The following is a 17,110-nucleotide window of genomic DNA, read 5'->3' as shown; positions in this document are numbered from 1 at the left end:
CTGCAAAGCAGGGCCGTTCACGACCGGGTGCGTTGAGTTGAGTGCGATCAAGGCCAGATACGCCGAGTTGCCGGGCGCGATAGCCGCCGGTTGCGAACGGATGGTTCATCCGTTCGTCCTCGGCCAGAGCGATCGCCGCCGCCACAGCCGGTTCATTGGCGTCATGCTGGCGGCTCCTTTCTTCAGCGCAGGTGCAGCTGTGACGCTGGTCACGTCGGGTATGGGCGCGGCCGTGACTGTGGCTGCGATCTTTGCGGCGTTTGGCCTTTGCTGGTTCGCCGCTCTGCTGGTGGCTGCATCGGGCAAGATGAGCCTGGCCGGCCAACTCGCTTTGGTCGTGGGCGGTGTTGCCCTAGGTGCCCTTATCGCTGCCGCCGGCGGCCTGGCCTCGCCGGTTGCCTTGCTTGCGGTGGCGCTGCCGTTTGAAGCCTGGTGGATCGGCCAGTCGCGCCGTGCCGTGATCTGGGGCGCCATATCGGCCCTTGTCGCTGTCCTGCTGCAATCTTTCGCCGTTTCCGTCTTGCCGCTCGGCCAGACCGAAATCGCCGCATGGCATTGGCTGGTTCCCCTGGCCTGGGCGCTCACGCTTGTTCCGCGTGTCGCTCCACTTCGTGGCGCCGCCAACGCACAGCTCGATCCGGCCGGTAGCGACCGGCTCGAAGACCTGATCGACGCCGTCGTGCTGCAAATCGCGGCGCATGGCGAGGTTCTGGACGCCTCGGCGAAGGCGCGCACGATCCTCGGGCTGGCGCCGGAACTGCTTTTCGGCACCGGGCTTTTCGATCGCATCCATCTGTCCGACCGCGTCCCCTACCTCAGTGCGCTGGCCGATATGCGCGATGGCGCCCTGTCGCGCCGGCTCGACCTTCGCGTCCGGCTGCCGCAAAACAGCGGCGTGACGGCCGACAATTACCGGCCGTTTTCACTCGAGATGATGCGCGCGCTGGGGCAGGAGACTGTCTTCACGCTCGTTCTGCGCGAGAACGATGAGCTGGCCGGACTGCGCCAGGAGCTTGCCGCCGCCAACGAGGCGGCTGCCTCGGCCGAGGTGGCGAAAGGACGCTTCCTTGCCGTCGTCAGCCACGAGCTGCGCACCCCGCTCAATGCCATCATCGGTTTTTCCGACATGCTGCTGCACGAGATGTTCGGCACCTTCAAGGATCCACGCCAGAAGGAATATGTCGGGCTTGTCAGGGATTCGGGCCAGCACCTGCTTGCCGTCGTCACCTCGATACTCGACGTATCGCGGATCGAATCGGGTGCCTATGCCACTGAGCCGGAACCGTTCCGCTTCCGCGAAGCGGTCGAGATGTGCCAGTCGATGATGCGCCTGCAAGCCGAGGCAAAGACCATCGATCTGCAGGCCCAGATCGCGCCGGACGCAGGCGAAATAAACGCCGATCGCCGTGCCGTGCAGCAGATCCTGATCAATCTCGTCTCCAACGCGATCAAGTTCACGCCCAAAGGCGGCAATGTCGTCATCGGCGCCAAGCGGATCGGCTCGCGGCTGCATTTCTGGGTCCGGGACACCGGCATCGGCATCGCCGAGGAAGATTTCGCCAATCTCGGCAAGCCGTTCATGCAGATCCACAACGACTATACCCGCCGCTTCGAAGGTACCGGGCTTGGGCTTTCGCTGGTGAAAGGGCTGGTGGCACTGCATGACGGCACCATGTCGATCGAAAGCATGCCGGGCGAGGGCACCACGGTGACGATCAGCCTTCCCGTGAACGGCCCGACGGGCCACTCGGCGGAGAAGACCGGCGTGGTGCCGATGTCAGTCGCCAAAGCCAGAGCGGACGGTGGCAAAGGGGAGAGCAATGGGTCGCTCCGCAAAACAGCCTAACGCGGCCAAGCGCCGCGGCAATGCCTTCGAGCACGGAGCGATGGCTCTGGGCAGCCTGATCTCGCGCAATCCTGTTGTGATCGGAAGCTCCACCGCATTCCTGGTGACGCTGTTCTACGTTTCGGCGAACGCCCTTTGGTACCAGCCCTTTCCGCATGCCGGCGCGTTTTTCGCCACCAGGAGCATCGAGGGTTTTCCTCGGGCGGACAGCGACGAGCCCGAAACCACCATCAATATCGTGCGTCCGGCCGCTGCGCCGATCAAGAGCGACCCGGTCGTCGAGCAGGTCCAGGGCATATTGAAGGATCTCGATTTCTATTCCGGCACGGTCGACGGCATTCCCGGACCGAACACGCGCAAGGCCATCCAAGCCTATCAGCAGAAGGTTGGATTGAATGCCTCTGGCGAGATCGACAGCGTTTTGCTGGATCAATTGGGCGCCACGCCGACGACCGCAGCCGTGGTGCCGCACCCCGTGCCGCGGCCGGTTGAAACGACCGCTGTTCCAGCCGCCATTCCGGCGTCCGCACCGGCAAATGCGGCAGCGCAAGCGCCTGACCCCCGCATCGTCAAGATCCAGGCCGGACTGAAGGCGTTCGGCAATGACGATATGCAATTGGATGGCGTGGTCGGGGCGCGCACCAGGGCGGCGATCAAGGAATTCCAGGCGCTGTTCGGCCTGCCTGAGACCGGCGAGCCCGACGAGGTCGTCTACGTCAAGATGCGTCAGATCGGCCTCACCAACTGAGGGCTGTGACGACCACTCGGCGGTCACTCGGCAAAGACCGGTTACGGTCTTCCGGCCAATGCTGTAAGGACCGCCGCATGTCCAGGACTTCTCCATGCGGGTAACCACCGATCTGTGGGTATCGGCGCTGTTGCGCCGGGTTTTCAGCGCTGGCGGTTTTGCCGCCGTGGTTAAGCGCGGCGCGACGGAAGCCGGCGCGGTTTTCGTGCTGGCGCGGGGCAGGCGGGGGGAGATGGCGCTGTTCGGGCCGGCGCCGCAGACGAGCTACGATTCGGCCAGGCCGGACGACCGTTTCTTCAGCCTTCTCGGCGAGGGCGACAATGCTGCCATCTTCGACGCGCGGCTGGAGCGCGAGAAGAAATTCGATCCGGATATCTGGGTGGTCGAGATCGAGGCGGGCGCCATTCCCGTTGAGGAGCTTATCTCGGTCAAGACGCCGTAACGGCAAGCCTTCAGACGCGACGCGCCCTCGAGCTGGCGGCAGCATCGGCGCTGTTCGGCTTGCGCAGGTCGGCGTTTGCGGCGACGCGGCCGGGCTTGCGAACGACTTTCGACACGGTGTCGGCCTTCCAGCCGCGGAGCCTGTCCAACGCCGCGTCGCGGTGCAGCAGGCGGTAGCGGTCGAGGAAGATGCGGATCGCTTGCGGGTGCGGAAACTCGGTCGGATAGATGGCGGCTGTGATCAGGAACGCCTTGTCTTCGCTAAGGTCGAGCGCGCGCAAGGCGGCCAGCAGCGGTGTGTAATTGTGGCTCGCGGTAAGCGTCCGCGCCGTCGAAAAATCGACTTCGAGCGCATCGGCGAGCGCTGTCTGGAAAAATGCCGCATTGCCGGTCAGCGCGGTCTCGCGCAGCTTGACGTAGGTTTGCGTGTCGACGAACGGACCGATGGTGGTGCCGCTCTCGGCGCGCATCATGGATCGCAACCGGCGGCGTACAGTTTCGGCGGCGGCATCGGCCGCCTCTTGCCTGTTGGCATCGATCGCAACCATTTCGGCGTTTTCGGGCACGGCGTTGGCAGTTGCTTCGGGCTGCTGCGACCGCACCAGCGTCGGCCTTTCAAGCACCCTGATCAGATCGGCGATCGTTTGATTGAGATCCTTGCGGCGGGCAATGGCACGGGCATGCGGCAGGCCGTGGCGGCCGATCAGCGCAATGAGGTCGACGTCGCTGAGGGCGCGCGAGCGGATGAGCAGCGGGGCGGCGATGTCGACCCGCTCCTGGCAAAGCCGCCGCACCAGCGCGGCGGGCGCATATTCGCATTCGGAAAGGGCTGCCGCGACGTAGCGGCGCGATTCGACCGAAACGTTGTCGAAAAGCGGCAGCGTCAGGTCTTCGAGTTGCGCGATCTCCCGGCGCGAAGGGCGGGTGAGCGAACAGAACGCCGATACCGCGGCGCGGAACAGCCTTTCGGCCTTTCCCGGTTCAGCTCCTGCTGCGATTTGCCTGAAATCCGAAGCTGACACGAAGGATACGCCCGACACTCGACACGATCTGGACTGCGCTCTGCCGGGCTGTACCGGTTTCGCGTTTCCCAAGAACAAAGATCAATTTAGCGGCGATCCGTTAGCGCTCCGTTAACCTACTACCGCCTTAATCGACTATGGAGGCGTTGCGTTGTGCTCCGGGGCAACCGAGAGGAATACGCGAACCATGGGCATGGTACTGTCTTTCGTGCCGCGAACGGCGGCAACCAATCGAGCACAGCAAGCCACCGGAACAGCGGCGGCGGTGATCATTTTTCCCGGCGTCCGCTACGAGCAGCGGCCGCTGACCGGCGAGACGCGGCCGACCGGTCCTGACAAGCCGGGGCCTTCGGGGACTTTGCCGGTACCGCATCACTGAGTCCCGGTCGAAGGTCGCTAAAGTGCGTCGCCCTTGAACGGCCTCTCGCCACGCGATTTAAGTTGTTGCTTTTGCATGTCGTTATCCCAAAACCGCTGCGCACTTTCGGGCGCCATGCATCAGGCTTCGGCGATCATTGCGATCGAGACCTTCAGCCTGGGCATGCGGACAGGGAGCTTGGCTCCTTGCCGTGCCGGCGGATCGGTCGGAAACCACTTCACCCATTCTTCGTTCATGCCCGGAAAGTCATCCTCGTCGGCGAGAATGACGGTGGCACTGACGGCCTTGTCGAGCGTCGTTCCGGCGGCTTTCAGAATTGCTGTGATGTTACGCAGGGCTTGCGCTGTCTGCTCTTGTATCGTCTCGCCCACAATCATGCCTGTCGCATCGTAGGCGGCTGTCCCTGAGACAAATACCAATCCTGCACACTTTACCGCGTGACTGAAAACGGGTGGGGCCTTGGGCAGGTCATCGCCGGATATAATGGTCCGTGACATATCGATGCTCCTCCCTCTGACGACTGGCTCCTTGCACCTGATCGCAACGACAATCAAGACTATCGGAACGGGATGTTCCACCATCGACTTTCAGAACAGGTCTAAAAATCCTGCAGTTCGCAGGAACTCTGTTCGAGAAACCGCGAGACGATCGGCTTCCAGCTGTCGTCGGGCACGAACGAGCGGATGACGAACATGCCTTCCTCAATCGGCGCCTCGACGAAGATGGCCCCTTGCAGCTCTTCGGGAAGATCCTTGCGGACCTCGATCATCTGTGCCGGCGTCAGCACGACGGTGTCCAGCACGCCTGCGGTCGCGCTGTGGTCGTTGAACGAGTAGATGTTGTGGCCGCTCCGATCATAGACCGATATCGACCAGAACGGTACCTTTCCCGGCGCCTTGACTCGCACCATCCCCTCGGCAAGGTCGAAGCGGCAAGCCGCCGCATAAAACAGCGGATCGACTGATTTCACCACCGGCGCGCCGCCGGCTTCCGCGTCGAGCCTGGTCATCTTGTAGAGATCCGAGGCCATGGCCAGGCGCGACCACGCGTCGCGTTCGGAAAACTCCGGGACGAGCAGCAGCACCACGATGTGCACGATGCCGGCGCCAAGCAGGCCGAGCAGCACGACATGCAGCAGGCTACGCATTGCAGCCGACCTTCTTGATCTGCGGCAACGCGACGTCCGAGAGACCGGTGCTGCTGGCGATCGGCGTATCGTAAAACGTGAGCACGAAATACATCTTGCCGGCGCCGCTGGTCAGCAACCAATTGCTGGGCGCCGGGCGGTTGCCGACGGAAATGACCACCGAATTGTCGGCTTGGCGCAGCACCTGGTAGGACTGCAGCGCAGCCAATCTCGGCTTGCCGGTCTCGATTACGCCGAGCGACTGGTCGGCGGCATACAGGGTCCAGAACCGGGCGGTGGGAAAGCCGCCCTCGATATTGTAGGCACATTGCCGCCTGAGCTGCTCGCCGCCGGAATCGTGGTCGGCGATGAAGGACAGTCCTTCCGCCTGTCCGAGCGCCAGCACGCCTTCGCGCGCCACGCGGGCCTTCGAATAGGGATCCGCCGTCGGCGTGCCGATATCGGGAAAGGCGGTCCATTGGCCGATCCTGATGGCGCCGGCGCCGTCCTGCAGCTTCAGCGCGTACCAGACGCTGCCGCCACCGCCGACGATGGCGATAGCAAGCGAAAGCAGTGTCAGGAAGGCGTTCTTGAGCATGAGGAGCCGGGAACCGAAGGCGGGGGACAGAAAATTGCTGCTCGGGGATATCGCGGCGCAGGGGCTTGTGGCAAGCGGCGCGCGGAATTGGCCGCTCAAAGCGCCGACAGGGTCTCCGGTGCAGCGGGCGAGAGCACGGGTGCGGTCTGGAACAGCTTCGTGAGTTCCTTCAGGGTCTGGGTGGTCCGGCTGGACAGCACCGGCGGACGCTCGGCTGCGGCATCGGCTGCTGCCTGTTCGGCGTTCTTCTTTTCCGCTTCCTCGGCCTTGGCAGCGATTTCGGCATCGACGAAGGGGTGATCGAGACCGGGGATCGGTTTGAGGTCGATATTCTGGTGCGCATAGAGCATCAGCCGCTGCCACACCATTGCCGGCAGCGTGCCGCCGGTCATCTTGTTGGTCGCGGTGAAGTCGTCATTGCCGAGCCAGACGGCGGCCGTGTAGTTGCCGGTAAAGCCGACAAACCAGGCATCGCGATAGGACTGGGTCGTGCCGGTCTTGCCGGCGATAACGATGTTTGGAAGGGCCGCGCGCCGGGCCGTGCCGATCACCGGAACCGCCGCCAGCATGGTGTTCATGTATTTGAGCGCCTGCTCCGACAGCACCCGGTGCGGCGGCGGCGCGTCCTTGGCGAAGTCGTAGACCATGTCGCCGGTACGGGTGAAGAGTTGGCTGACGCCATGCCGGGTTCCGGCAAAGCCGTTCTGGGCGAACACGCTGTAGCCCGTCGCCTGGTCCATCACGGTCATGCCCGATGTGCCGAGCACCATGGTCTTGTGCGATTCCAGCGGCGATTCGACGCCCATCGCCTCGGCAATCGCCTTGATCGGCTTGATGCCGAGATAATCCTTGGCCAGCCGCACCGGCACGGTGTTGATCGATTTGGCCATCGCCGTGATCAACGTGACTTTGCCGGCCGACCCGCCATTGTAATTGTGGGGCGACCAGCTGCCCCAGGAGATCGGCCCGCCGGAAACCACCGAATCCGGCGTGAAGCCATGCTCCATCGCCGTTGCATAGACATAGGGCTTGAACGAGGAGCCGGTCTGGCGAAGCGCCTTGGTGGCGCGGTTGAACTGGCTGGCGCCGTAGTCGCGGCCGCCGACGATCGCCCTGACCGCGCCATTGGTCTCGATGACGACGATGGCGCCCTCGGTGACGTTGTATTCCTTGCCGAACTGGCGGAGGTGGAACTCCATCGATTCTTCGGCCGCCTTCTGGATGTTGCCGTCGAAGGTGGTGTGGGCGACGAGCGAATGCTGGCCGCTTTTGGCGGCGATCTTCTTGACCTCATCGAAGGCCCAGTCGAGGTAGTAATCGGGGCTCTTCTGCTCGCCGCGATCAACGATTTCGGCCGGGTGTAATCTTGCCTGTAGCACCTGGCCTTCGGTCATGAAGCCGGAATCGACCAGATTGGACAGCACCACATTGGCCCGCGCCCGGGCAGCGGGCAGGTTTATGTGCGGCGCGTATTTGGTCGGCGCCTTGAACAGGCCGGCCAGCATCGCCGCCTCGGCCAGGTTCAGGTCCTTGACGCTCTTGCCGAAATAGAAATCGGCCGCCGCCTCGATGCCGAAGGTGCCGCCGCCCATATAGGCGCGGTCGAGGTAAAGCTGCAGGATTTCCTTCTTCGACAGATTGGCTTCGAGCCACAGCGACAGGAAGGCTTCCTTGATCTTGCGCTCGAACGTCCGCTCATTGGTCAGGAACAGGTTCTTGGCCAGCTGTTGGGTGATACTCGAGCCGCCCTGGACGACGGAATTGGCTCGTACGTTCTCGAATATAGCGCGCGACAGGCCAAGCACGTCGATGCCGTAATGGTCGAAGAAACGCCGGTCCTCGGTGGCCAGCACCGCCTTGATGACGTGGTCGGGCATCTCGTCGACCGGCACCGAATCGCGTTGGATGATGCCGCGCTGGCCGATCTCGTTGCCGTAGCGGTCAAGGAAGGTGACAGCGAAGTCGCCCTGCGTGCGCCAGTCGCCGGCGGTAATCTGGAAGGCCGGCAAGGCCAGCGCCAAAAGGACGACGATACCGCCGGCGCCGAGCGTGAACCCTTCACTCAACAGTTCGATCATGCCGCGGCGCCAGCCGCCGACGCGGAAGCGCCGCGAGAAGATGGTGGCCGCTTCCCAGAACTGGCGCGCCTTGAAACCGATCTCGTAGACCGAGGAATCGATCCAGGCATCCACCGCCAGCAGCCTTGCGGCGATCGGACCTCTTCTCTTGCGTGGTTCCAAAGGACTGGTCATTCCAGGATCCGGCTGCAGCGATGCCGCCAACTGAGAAACGCATGCCGGCAATTTCAGGGCGGCGCGCCGTTCAAGACTATTCGTCCATTTTGGTGCTGCCTACAAGGGCTACGCGGGAGGTTTGAGGCGAGAACCGCGCCCGCAAGCTGCCATCACCGCGCGGCGATGAAGCGCATGAAATGCGCGACGTCGGCCTCGCTCGGTTCCTGCCCGGTGAAACTGCGCAAATAGGCGGCGAGATGGCTGACCCTTGCCTCGACCGGCTCCTTGATGTCGAGCACGTAATAGCCGATCTGCATGTAGTAGAGTACACGGGCACGGATGAAGGCGTCCTCGTCATCGTAGCCATGCCGGCGGTACATGTCGCGGATTGCGCTCAGGCGGTCGTTGTCGGCCTGGTCGATGGCGCGGCGCACGTCGTCGGAACGGCGCGCCCATTCGCGGATGGCAAAGTCGAGCCTGGGATCGAACAGGCGCTCGTCAGCCCAGCATTCGAACACGTTCATGACGCCCATGATGATCGAAGCGGCCGGGCGCTCCGCACGTTCGACGATCGCCTTGGTATTGGTGTCCCGCCAATGGGCAAGCAGCTGGTCGAGCAGGTCCTGACGGCTCTGGAAATACCAGTAGAAGCTCGAGCGCGAGACGCCGAGCTTCTGGCCGAGCGGCAAAACGCGCACGCTTTCGACGCCGTCCGAAATGAGCGTCTGGAGGGCAAGATTGATCCAGTCCCAGCGCGTCACCTTGATGTTGCCGGGCGCTGGCTCGTCGTGCGGAGCAATCATGATCATGGGCGCACAATAGGCATGCGCGTCAGCTCCGTGCAAGGCGTGTGGACAGCTATGTCTACACTCTAGACACACATGTACAGTACGTATATGGTGACCGTCTCCAACAAGCTCAGGGGATGGCCGTGAAGTCGCATTGCCGCGCAGTCGTCATCGGGGGAGGCGTGGTTGGGGCGTCGGTGCTCTATCATCTGGCGCGCTTCGGCTGGACCGACATTGCACTGATCGAACGTGCCGAACTGACCGCCGGTTCGACCTGGCACGCAGCGGCCGGCTTCCATGCGCTCAACGCCGATCCCAATGTCGCGGCGCTGCAGGACTACACCATCAAGCTCTATCGCGAGATAGAGGCTGAATCTGGCCAGGATGTCGGCCTGCACATGACCGGCGGCGTCAACATCGCCAGTGATCCTTCCCGTTGGGAATGGCTGAAATCGGCCTGGGCGGTGTTCCAGTCGGTCGGCATCGAAACGGCGCGGCTGGTGACGCCGGAAGAAATCAAGGCGATCTGTCCGATCGTCGACGTGAGCGGTGTCCTTGGCGGCCTCTACGATTCCAACGAAGGCCATCTCGACCCTTACGGAACGACGCATGCCTATGCCGGTGCTGCGAAGAAACGCGGCGCCGATGTCATTCTGCGCAACCGCGTTCTCGACCTGAAGCCGCGTGCCGACGGCAGCTGGGACGTCCTCACCGAGCAGGGGACGATCGTTGCCGAGCATGTCGTCAATGCCGGTGGTCTCTGGGCAAAGCAGCTCGGTCGCATGGCCGGCGTCGACCTGCCGGTAACGCCGATGGAGCACCATTACTTCGTCACCGAGGACATCCCCGAGGTCGCGGCGCTCGACAGAGAGATCGGCATTGTCGTTGACCTCGAAGGCTTTTCCTATCTGCGACAAGAACGCAATGGGGTCCTGCTCGGCATCTACGAACAGGATCCGAAGCACTGGAACATGGACGGCGCGCCGTGGGACTACGGCATCGAGCTGATCCCGGAAAACATCGACCGTATCAGCCCCGAACTCTCCAAGGCCTATGAGCGCTTTCCCTGCCTGGCCACGGCCGGCATTCGCAAATGGGTCAATGGCGCCTTCACCTTCACCCCGGACGGCAACCCGATCGTCGGCCCGGTGCGCGGCCTCAAGAACTACTGGGTCGCCTGCGGCGTCATGGCCGGCTTCAGCCAGGGTGGCGGCGTCGGCAAATCGCTGGCCGAGTGGATGATCCATGGCGAACCGCAAGCCGACATCTTCGGCATGGACATCGCCCGCTATGGAGCGTTTGCGGCAAACCGCGAATATCTCAGGCAGACGACGCACCAGTTTTATGCGCGCCGCTTCGTCATGACCTTTCCCAACGAGCGCCTTCCTGCCGGAAGGCCGCTGAAACGCCCCGGCGCCTATGACGGCATGACGGCGGCGGGAGCCGAATGGACATCTTCCTGGGGGCTGGAAATCCCCGCCTATTTCGCACCGATGGGCTTTCGCGAAAACACCACGCTGAAACGCTCCAACGCCTTCGATATTGTCGGCGACGAGGCGTTACAGGTCAGGCGTGCTGCCGGTCTCGTCGATACCTCGGCCTTTTCGCGTTATGCCGTATCCGGTCCGGGCGCGGAAGCCTGGCTCGACCGGCTGCTGGCCTCAAAACTGCCGAAACCCGGGCAGGCGAAGCTCGCGCCGATGCTGGGCGATGACGGCCGTCTGAAGGGCGATCTCACCGTCTTCAACTGGGGCGACGGCAAGTTCTGGCTCATGGGCTCCTACTATCTGCGCGAATTCCATATGCGCTGGTTCGAGGCTCATACGGCGGACGGTGTTCTCGTCACCGACCTCTCCGATGCGATGGCCGGGTTCCTCGTCACCGGGCCGAATGCCAGGACCATCGTGGCGCGCACGACGCATCAGGACGTCTCGGCAAGCGCGCTGCCGTTCATGGCTTGCGGCGAGTTCGACATCGGCATGGTGCGGGCGCAGGTGGCGCGGCTGTCGATCGCCGGCGAGCTCGGCTTCGAGATCAATTGCCCCTTTGCCATGCATGCCGGCCTGCGCGAAACGCTGCTTGCCGCCGGCGAGGATCTCGGCCTTGCCGAAATCGGCTTCTACGCGCTGAATACGCTCAGGCTGGAAAAGAGCTTTGGCATCTGGTCGCGCGAATTCACACAAGGCTATACGCCGGGCCAGACCGGCCTCGATCGCTTCGTCGCCGTCGCCAAAGGCGACTTCATCGGCCGCGAGGCGGTGCTGAAGGAGCGCAATGGCGCCCGCCGAGAACGATGCCTCGTGACACTTGAAGTCGACGCCGTCGATGCCGACGCCAGCGGCTTCGAGCCGGTCTGGCATAATGGCCGGCGCATTGGCTTCGTCACCTCCGGCGGCTATGGCTACACGGTTGGCAAGAGCCTGGCGCTGGCGCTTGTCGAGCGCGATTTTGCCCGTGAAGGCACGGCCTTGTCGGTGCACATCGTCGGCGCCGAGCGGCCGGCGCGGATCATCCCCGCTTCACCCTACGATCCCCTGGGCAAGGCGATGCGGCAATGAGGAGGATTGGCCATGGTCGATGACGCCGCACGTGAAATCAGGCGCGAACGCCGGCGCGGACGAGCCGGCGAGGCCGGCAGCGAGAGCAGCCGGCGGCCGGATTATCGCTCGCTGAAGAACCCGTTCCTGCCGCAGCCGGTCTTTTCGGCCGACCAGGTCGCCGCGATCCACGACACGGCACTGCGCGTGCTGGAAGACCTCGGCATCAAGGTGCTGCTGCCCGAGGCACGCACCATTCTTGCCCGCGCCGGCGCCTTGGTCGACGAGGACAGCCAGATGGTGCGTATCGGCCGCGACATCGTCGCGGCGGCACTCGCCTCGGCGCCGAAATCGATCCGGGCGCATGGCGGCGACCGTGTCCGCGACCTGACGCTGGAGCTCGGCTCGCTCACCTTCCTGGCTGGCTCGGGTGCGCCCAACGTCACCGATCTCGAACGCGGCCGGCGGCCGGGAACGCTTGCCGCGTTCGAGGATCTCATCCGGCTGGTGCAGCATTTCGACGTGCTGCACATGCTAGGGCCGTGTATCGAACCGCAGGACATCGACAATCGCTTCCGCCACTATGCGGTCAATCGCGCGCAGCTGACGCTGTCCGACAAGTTCCCGTTCATCTTCGCGCGCGGCACGCCGCAGGTCGAGGACGGCTTCGAGATGCTGCGGCTGGCGCGCGGCCTGTCCGAGGATGAGTTCCGTTCGGGCGCTTATTGCTACACCGTCATCAACACCAATTCGCCGCGCCAGCTCGACATTCCGATGGCGCAAGGCATCATCGACTTTGCCAGGGCCGGCCAGGTGCTGATCATCACGCCGTTTTGCCTGGCCGGCGCCATGGCGCCGATCACCGTCGCCGGCGCGCTGACGCTGCAGCATGCCGAGGCACTGGCCGGGCTGGCGCTGGCGCAGATCGTGCGGCCGGGTGCGCCGGTCGTCTACGGCTCGTTCTCATCCAATGTCGACATGAAATCCGGGGCGCCGGCCTTCGGCACGCCCGAGCACGTCAAGGCGACGCTCGGCGCCGGCCAGCTTGCGCGCTTCATCGGCCTGCCATGGCGGTCCGGCGGCGGCAGCGCCGCCAACGTTTCCGATGCGCAGGCAGCGCACGAGACGCAGTTTGCGCTGTGGGGCACAGTGCTTGCGGGCGCTACGGTGTGCATCCATGCCGCGGGCTGGCTCGAAGGCGGGTTGAGCGTGTCCTTCGAGAAGCTGATCACCGATGTCGAGGCGCTGCAGACTGTCGCGGAACTCTGCGCGGCAACCCCGGGCGACGAGGATGCGATCGGCTTCGACGCCATTGCGGAGGTGCAGCCGGGCGGTCATTTCTTCTCGGCCGGACACACCATGGCGCGCTACCGCACCGCTTTCTACGAGCCGCTGGTGGCCGACTGGTCGAATTTCGGCAATTGGACACAGGCCGGCTCAAAGACCGCGACCGAGCGTGCCACCGGCATCTGGAAACGGCTGCTGGCCGACTTCCGGCCGCCGGCTTCCGCCACCGCCACGTCAGGCATCCTCGACGAAATCATCGCCCGCCGTACCGAGCAGGGCGGGGCAGCACCGGTGTCGTGAGGCAACTCGACCGGGCCGAACAATCCGGATGGAGGGGCGGGGCGTGGTGCCGAGCGTTGCTCGGCGATCCTTCGTCCGACGTTGCGTCCTCAAGGCGCTCAAGTTGATAGCGGCATAGAGCTTCCCTTTTTGGGAAATTGCCTCTTGTTCCCATTTTGGGAATTTGCTGTGTACGGCCGTGCAGATCGTCAGCAAGAAGACCCTTGTCGACTTCTGGTCCAGGCACCCGCAGTTGAAGGGTCGCTGACGGCTTGGTATCAGGTGGTCGCCAAGGTCGAGTGGAAGACACCCGCCGACGTCAAGACCCAGTTTGGTGCGAACGTGGACTTCGTCAGCGACAATCGCGCGATTTTCGACATCGCCGGCAACAAATACCGGGTCATCGTTCACGTCAGCTATACCTACAAGCGGGTGCTGATCAAATTCGTCGGCACCCATGCCGAATACGACAGGATCGATGCGGAGACAGTGTGATGGAAAATATTCGTCCTCTTAGAACCGAAGATGACTACGACTGGGCCATCGCCGAGATCACCAGATACTTCGAGAGCGAGCCCGAGGTCGGCTCGCCCGACGGCGATCGTTTTGACGTGCTGACCGATCTCATCGAGGCCTACGAGGCCAGGCACTATCCGATCGAGGCGCCGGACCCTGTCGCGGCCATTCGCGATCATATGGAAATGGCGGGTCTCAAACAGGCGGCCCTGCCGAGGTTGTTGGCTCCGCTTCCAGAGCCTCGGAAATCCTGAACCGGAAGCGCTTGTTGACAATGGACATGGTGCACCTGATCAACAAGAATTGGCACATTCCGGCAGAGGTGCTTATCCGGCCTTACCATCTGGCAGCTGATGAAAAGGCCCAGGGTCGGCGGCGGGCACGCGCGGCCGCAGGATAAGCACGTCTACGTCATTGCGCTGGCTTGGGCCGCCGCCACCGCCGGCATCCTCGATGAATTCATAGCGCGGCGCACCGAGCAGGGCGGGCAGCACCGGTGTTGTGAGCGTCAGCGAAGGATGCTGACTGCCCTGCGCGAGTAGGTGGTGTCGTTGAGCTGGCCGAGCATGAAGGCCGCGACGTCGGCACGCGCCAGCGTCGGCAGCAGCGACGCCGACCGGATGCTATTGCCGTGGCGGAATTCACCGGTTGCCGCTCCATTGCTCAGCTTGGGTGGCCGCACGATGGTCCAGTCGAGACTGGATTGGACGATGAGCCTTTCCTTCGCCTCATGGTCCGCCACCTCATGGCGCAGAACCAACGGTACGATGACGCCGCCAAGTAGCGGCCCCAGTTGCCGCCGGCTGTCGCGAACCCCAAGGAATGAAAGATAGATGAGCCGTTCAGGGCCGGCCTGCGGCATGGCCGCGACGATGAAGCCGATGCCGGCGACCACGGCCGGGTCGCGTTTCAGCGGCACGCCGACCCCGAGACAGCTGAAAACCGCATCATGCCCTGCAACTGCACGTTCGACCGCCTGTCGATCGGCGACATTTCCGACGATCACCTTCAGATTTTCGTGGCTGATGGCAAGCTTGCCCGGCGTGCGGACGAAGGCGGTCACAGCATGGCCCTTCGCCAGGGCCGCCGAGACAAGCACACGACCGGTCGCACCCGAGGCGCCGAAGATCAGCAGTTTCATCGTCCGCCTCCCTGGAAACCGTTAGCCCGGCTTGCGCCCGGCGACGAAGGCGACAGGCGCCCCGGTCGGGCCGGGCAGCAACCGGCTATCGGCATAGCCGCACTGGTCGACCAGATCCTGGGCCGCGCCTTGTTCGAACACCGTCCCACCCCACATTGTGGTGCGAAAGCGGGCGAGGGCCTCTCCCAGTGCATCCGGTCCGGGATTGACCATTGCCAGCAGCAGCCACCCGCCGGGCCGCAACGCGGCATGGCTGCGCTTGACGATGACCCTGACATCTGGCTCGGGGATGAAGGCGCTTGGCACGAAGACCAGGTCGAACGCGTTCTTGTCCGCGATATCCTGCCCCAGGCCGGTGCGCAGTTCGATGCGATGTTCGAGCCCGGCCGCCCTGACGTTGGCGGCGGCCTGCGCGATGGCTTCAGGCAGGGGATCGACACCGACCGCCTTCAGGCCGGGCCATTGCCGAAGCATCGACACCGACAGCGCGCCGACGCCGACGCCAATATCCAGGAAGGCTGCGCCCGATGCGGCGAGCCTCTCCGGCAAACCGGCAAGTTGTGGCGCGATCAGCCGCTTCATCAGCGCCGGGAAGCCAGATGAAACGTCGCCGAGGGCCTGCCGTAAACCAGCTTCCAGAGCCTCGGCGCTTTCGGAGGATTCCGACAGCAGCTTGCCGCCGGACAGCAGGTCGACCCGGATGCTGGCCAGCACCGGCGCAAGTTCGATGACGCTCGCACTTGCCACGACGTCGGAGGCGCCGAGTTCGCCGAGCACGGCTTCTGTGCGCTGGGCGGCACTGCCATCGAGTGGCGTGCGGGAAATACGCGCCTCCATCGCCAACCCGAGCGCCACAAGCGCATTGGCCGACGTCGCGTGCCGCGCCACCATCGTTCGCAAACCTTCGATGTCCATCGATCGCTTCCCTGAATTGGATCAGGCCTATTCTCGCGCGGACGACACGTTCAGGCGATTTGCAATTTCCGAGCACGCTTGTGCAAAACTGCACAGGCGTGCGGCGGGGAATTGATCTAGAATAGGTTCGTGATCAAGACAGGCGAACCGGACTGGAACGATTTGCGCTACTTTCTCGCTGCCGCCCGCGCGGGAACGTTGTCGGGAGCAGCGCGTGCATTGGGCGTGCGTCACACGACGATCAGCCGGCGCCTGGCTGCTCTTGAAGAGGCGCTCGGGGTGTCGCTTGTCGTGCGAAGGCGGCATGGCATTGAGGTCACGCCGCTTGGCCAGACATTGCTGCCGCTCGGCGATGACCTTGAACGTACCATGCAAGCACTGACGGTCCTTGTGCGTTCGGGCAAGAATAGCGTTCGGCTCGCACTGCCGTCGGGTCTCAGCCCTCTTTTTGCCGAGCGTATGGCGGCGTTCCATAAGGCCCATCCAGACATCAACCTGGAACTGACGAGCGGCAGCAGGCCGGTGGACTTGCAGCACGGTGAGGCCGACCTTGCGGTCAGGATCGGCACCGTTGCCGACGACGATTTGATCGCGCAGAAGCTTTGCGTTGCGGGCTGGTCAATTTATGCGTCCCAGCGCTACCTCGACCGTCACCCAATGCCCATCGATCCTCGCCAGCTGGCCGGACACGAGATCATTGGATTTCACGCAAGCCTTGCCGGCGTCCCCGGCGCCAAGTGGGTGGAGGCGCACGGCGCCGGCGCGACAATTGTCTTTCGTGTTGCCGAAATGACGGAAATGCTGGCGGCGGCCCTGAGCGGCGCCGGTCTGGCAGTAATGCCCTGCATGTTGGCCGAAGCCGAACCGCGGATGGTGCGCCTCGCCCCCGACATTCTCGGCAGTCATCCGGTGTCGCTCGTCTATCGCCGGGAAATCGGGGCGGAGGCGCCGGTGCGCGCCGTCATCCGCTTCGTTGCTACCGTCATCAAGGACCATGCCGCGCTGATCAGCGGCGAGACGCGATAAGGGCCTGGTGCCGCGCTTGCGCAGTCGTCACATGGGACGCTTGTCCGCGATCTTTTTCGGGTCGCGGCCTATCGTGCCGGCGTCGGCTTTCCTGTGCTTGTCGGCAAGCCTGCGAATGCGATCGAAGCGGCTTTCCTCGGCCACTTTGGTCTTCGCCGCTGCATTTGGCTTCGGGACGAATGCGATCATGGATCGATCTCCTTGCCGATGGTGCGCGCCGGGGAAGA

Annotated in this window: 16 protein-coding genes and 2 pseudogenes; 9 read left to right on the top strand and 9 right to left on the bottom strand. The window is 63.8% G+C overall.

The window, feature by feature from the left end; genetic code table 11:
- The first annotated feature begins 100 nt into the window (after nt 1-100).
- From NKI85_RS14180 to NKI85_RS14170, 3 genes are all read left to right on the top strand, one after another.
- Nucleotides 101-1,846 carry an ATP-binding protein gene (locus NKI85_RS14180; RefSeq protein WP_352525691.1) on the top strand — a complete coding sequence of 582 codons (1,746 nt, stop codon included), beginning with the start codon at nt 101-103 and terminating at the stop codon, nt 1,844-1,846.
- Complete coding sequence (locus NKI85_RS14175) at nt 1,821-2,594, top strand: peptidoglycan-binding domain-containing protein (protein ID WP_352525651.1); 774 nt, start codon at nt 1,821-1,823, stop codon at nt 2,592-2,594. Before NKI85_RS14180 ends, NKI85_RS14175 begins: the two co-directional genes overlap by 26 nt.
- 94 nt (nt 2,595-2,688) lie before the next feature.
- Nucleotides 2,689-3,036: a DUF1491 family protein gene (locus tag NKI85_RS14170; protein ID WP_352525652.1), complete on the top strand. Its 348-nt coding sequence runs from the start codon at nt 2,689-2,691 to the stop codon at nt 3,034-3,036.
- 10 nt (nt 3,037-3,046) lie between these two features.
- Here the strand turns inward: NKI85_RS14170 and NKI85_RS14165 are convergent, their stop codons facing one another.
- On the bottom strand, nt 3,047-4,057 hold the full coding sequence (locus NKI85_RS14165) for a DUF2336 domain-containing protein (protein WP_352525654.1): 1,011 nt from the start codon (nt 4,055-4,057) through the stop codon (nt 3,047-3,049).
- Nucleotides 4,058-4,244: 187 nt separating this feature from the next.
- On the opposite strand from NKI85_RS14165, the gene NKI85_RS14160 reads away from it, so the two are divergent.
- A complete protein-coding gene (locus NKI85_RS14160) occupies nt 4,245-4,436 on the top strand; it encodes a hypothetical protein (RefSeq protein WP_352525655.1) in 192 nt (63 codons plus the stop codon).
- Nucleotides 4,437-4,555: 119 nt separating this feature from the next.
- On the opposite strand, the gene NKI85_RS14155 is transcribed toward NKI85_RS14160, so the two are convergent.
- The 5 genes from NKI85_RS14155 to NKI85_RS14135 all read right to left on the bottom strand — a co-directional run bounded on the left by NKI85_RS14155 (nt 4,556) and on the right by NKI85_RS14135 (nt 9,203).
- Complete coding sequence (locus tag NKI85_RS14155) at nt 4,556-5,017, bottom strand: RidA family protein (protein ID WP_352525657.1); 462 nt, start codon at nt 5,015-5,017, stop codon at nt 4,556-4,558.
- Between the two features lie 17 nt (nt 5,018-5,034).
- Nucleotides 5,035-5,583 carry a DUF1254 domain-containing protein gene (locus tag NKI85_RS14150; protein ID WP_352776834.1) on the bottom strand — a complete coding sequence of 183 codons (549 nt, stop codon included), beginning with the start codon at nt 5,581-5,583 and terminating at the stop codon, nt 5,035-5,037.
- Entirely contained in the window at nt 5,576-6,160 is a 585-nt protein-coding gene (locus NKI85_RS14145) for a DUF1214 domain-containing protein (RefSeq protein ID WP_352525660.1), read from the bottom strand. The genes NKI85_RS14150 and NKI85_RS14145 overlap by 8 nt, the downstream gene beginning before the upstream one ends.
- Nucleotides 6,161-6,255: 95 nt before the next feature.
- Nucleotides 6,256-8,412, bottom strand: coding sequence for a transglycosylase domain-containing protein (locus NKI85_RS14140; RefSeq protein WP_352525661.1), 2,157 nt, complete (start codon nt 8,410-8,412; stop codon nt 6,256-6,258).
- A gap of 152 nt (nt 8,413-8,564) precedes the next feature.
- The gene (locus tag NKI85_RS14135; protein WP_352525663.1) at nt 8,565-9,203 is read right to left on the bottom strand and encodes a TetR/AcrR family transcriptional regulator; all 639 of its coding nucleotides are present in this window, start codon (nt 9,201-9,203) and stop codon (nt 8,565-8,567) included.
- Nucleotides 9,204-9,325: 122 nt separating this feature from the next.
- Here NKI85_RS14135 and NKI85_RS14130 point away from each other — a divergent pair, with 122 nt between their 5' ends.
- The 4 genes and pseudogenes from NKI85_RS14130 to NKI85_RS14115 all read left to right on the top strand — a co-directional run bounded on the left by NKI85_RS14130 (nt 9,326) and on the right by NKI85_RS14115 (nt 14,201).
- Nucleotides 9,326-11,740, top strand: a complete 2,415-nt coding sequence (locus NKI85_RS14130; RefSeq protein WP_352525692.1) for a GcvT family protein — start codon at nt 9,326-9,328, stop codon at nt 11,738-11,740.
- A gap of 12 nt (nt 11,741-11,752) precedes the next feature.
- Entirely contained in the window at nt 11,753-13,306 is a 1,554-nt protein-coding gene (locus NKI85_RS14125) for a trimethylamine methyltransferase family protein (protein ID WP_352525664.1), read from the top strand.
- A 178-nt stretch (nt 13,307-13,484) separates the two neighbouring features.
- Nucleotides 13,485-13,780, top strand: a pseudogene (locus NKI85_RS14120) (type II toxin-antitoxin system HigB family toxin).
- Nucleotides 13,780-14,201 (top strand): annotated as a pseudogene (locus NKI85_RS14115) (helix-turn-helix domain-containing protein). Before NKI85_RS14120 ends, NKI85_RS14115 begins: the two co-directional pseudogenes overlap by 1 nt.
- Before the next feature lie 108 nt (nt 14,202-14,309).
- Here the strand turns inward: NKI85_RS14115 and NKI85_RS14110 are convergent.
- Both NKI85_RS14110 and NKI85_RS14105 read right to left on the bottom strand, forming a co-directional pair.
- On the bottom strand, nt 14,310-14,942 hold the full coding sequence (locus NKI85_RS14110; RefSeq protein WP_352525665.1) for an NAD(P)-dependent oxidoreductase: 633 nt from the start codon (nt 14,940-14,942) through the stop codon (nt 14,310-14,312).
- Nucleotides 14,943-14,963: 21 nt separating this feature from the next.
- Entirely contained in the window at nt 14,964-15,857 is an 894-nt protein-coding gene (locus tag NKI85_RS14105; protein WP_352525666.1) for a class I SAM-dependent methyltransferase, read from the bottom strand.
- A gap of 129 nt (nt 15,858-15,986) precedes the next feature.
- Here NKI85_RS14105 and NKI85_RS14100 point away from each other — a divergent pair, with 129 nt between their 5' ends.
- Entirely contained in the window at nt 15,987-16,883 is an 897-nt protein-coding gene (locus NKI85_RS14100) for a LysR family transcriptional regulator (RefSeq protein WP_352525668.1), read from the top strand.
- 27 nt (nt 16,884-16,910) lie between these two features.
- Here the strand turns inward: NKI85_RS14100 and NKI85_RS14095 are convergent, their stop codons facing one another.
- Entirely contained in the window at nt 16,911-17,072 is a 162-nt protein-coding gene (locus tag NKI85_RS14095; protein WP_352525670.1) for a hypothetical protein, read from the bottom strand.
- Nucleotides 17,073-17,110: the final 38 nt, after the last annotated feature.

This window comes from Mesorhizobium sp. M0571 (genome assembly GCF_040320985.1).
Taxonomy (GTDB): Bacteria; Pseudomonadota; Alphaproteobacteria; order Rhizobiales; family Rhizobiaceae; genus Mesorhizobium.
This window is presented reverse-complemented; position numbering and strand designations above follow the sequence as displayed.

Excerpts from the sequence above, each read along its gene's own strand:
- NKI85_RS14180 (WP_352525691.1), top strand. The coding sequence starts at position 101 with ATGGTTCATCCGTTCGTCCTCGGCCAGAGCGATCGCCGCCGCCACAGC.
- NKI85_RS14175 (WP_352525651.1), top strand. The coding sequence starts at position 1,821 with ATGGGTCGCTCCGCAAAACAGCCTAACGCGGCCAAGCGCCGCGGCAAT.
- NKI85_RS14170 (WP_352525652.1), top strand. The coding sequence starts at position 2,689 with ATGCGGGTAACCACCGATCTGTGGGTATCGGCGCTGTTGCGCCGGGTT.
- NKI85_RS14160 (WP_352525655.1), top strand. The coding sequence starts at position 4,245 with ATGGGCATGGTACTGTCTTTCGTGCCGCGAACGGCGGCAACCAATCGA.
- NKI85_RS14155 (WP_352525657.1), bottom strand. The coding sequence starts at position 5,017 with ATGGTGGAACATCCCGTTCCGATAGTCTTGATTGTCGTTGCGATCAGG.
- NKI85_RS14150 (WP_352776834.1), bottom strand. The coding sequence starts at position 5,583 with ATGCGTAGCCTGCTGCATGTCGTGCTGCTCGGCCTGCTTGGCGCCGGC.
- NKI85_RS14145 (WP_352525660.1), bottom strand. The coding sequence starts at position 6,160 with ATGCTCAAGAACGCCTTCCTGACACTGCTTTCGCTTGCTATCGCCATC.
- NKI85_RS14140 (WP_352525661.1), bottom strand. The coding sequence starts at position 8,412 with ATGACCAGTCCTTTGGAACCACGCAAGAGAAGAGGTCCGATCGCCGCA.
- NKI85_RS14135 (WP_352525663.1), bottom strand. The coding sequence starts at position 9,203 with ATGATCATGATTGCTCCGCACGACGAGCCAGCGCCCGGCAACATCAAG.
- NKI85_RS14125 (WP_352525664.1), top strand. The coding sequence starts at position 11,753 with ATGGTCGATGACGCCGCACGTGAAATCAGGCGCGAACGCCGGCGCGGA.
- NKI85_RS14110 (WP_352525665.1), bottom strand. The coding sequence starts at position 14,942 with ATGAAACTGCTGATCTTCGGCGCCTCGGGTGCGACCGGTCGTGTGCTT.
- NKI85_RS14105 (WP_352525666.1), bottom strand. The coding sequence starts at position 15,857 with ATGGACATCGAAGGTTTGCGAACGATGGTGGCGCGGCACGCGACGTCG.
- NKI85_RS14095 (WP_352525670.1), bottom strand. The coding sequence starts at position 17,072 with ATGATCGCATTCGTCCCGAAGCCAAATGCAGCGGCGAAGACCAAAGTG.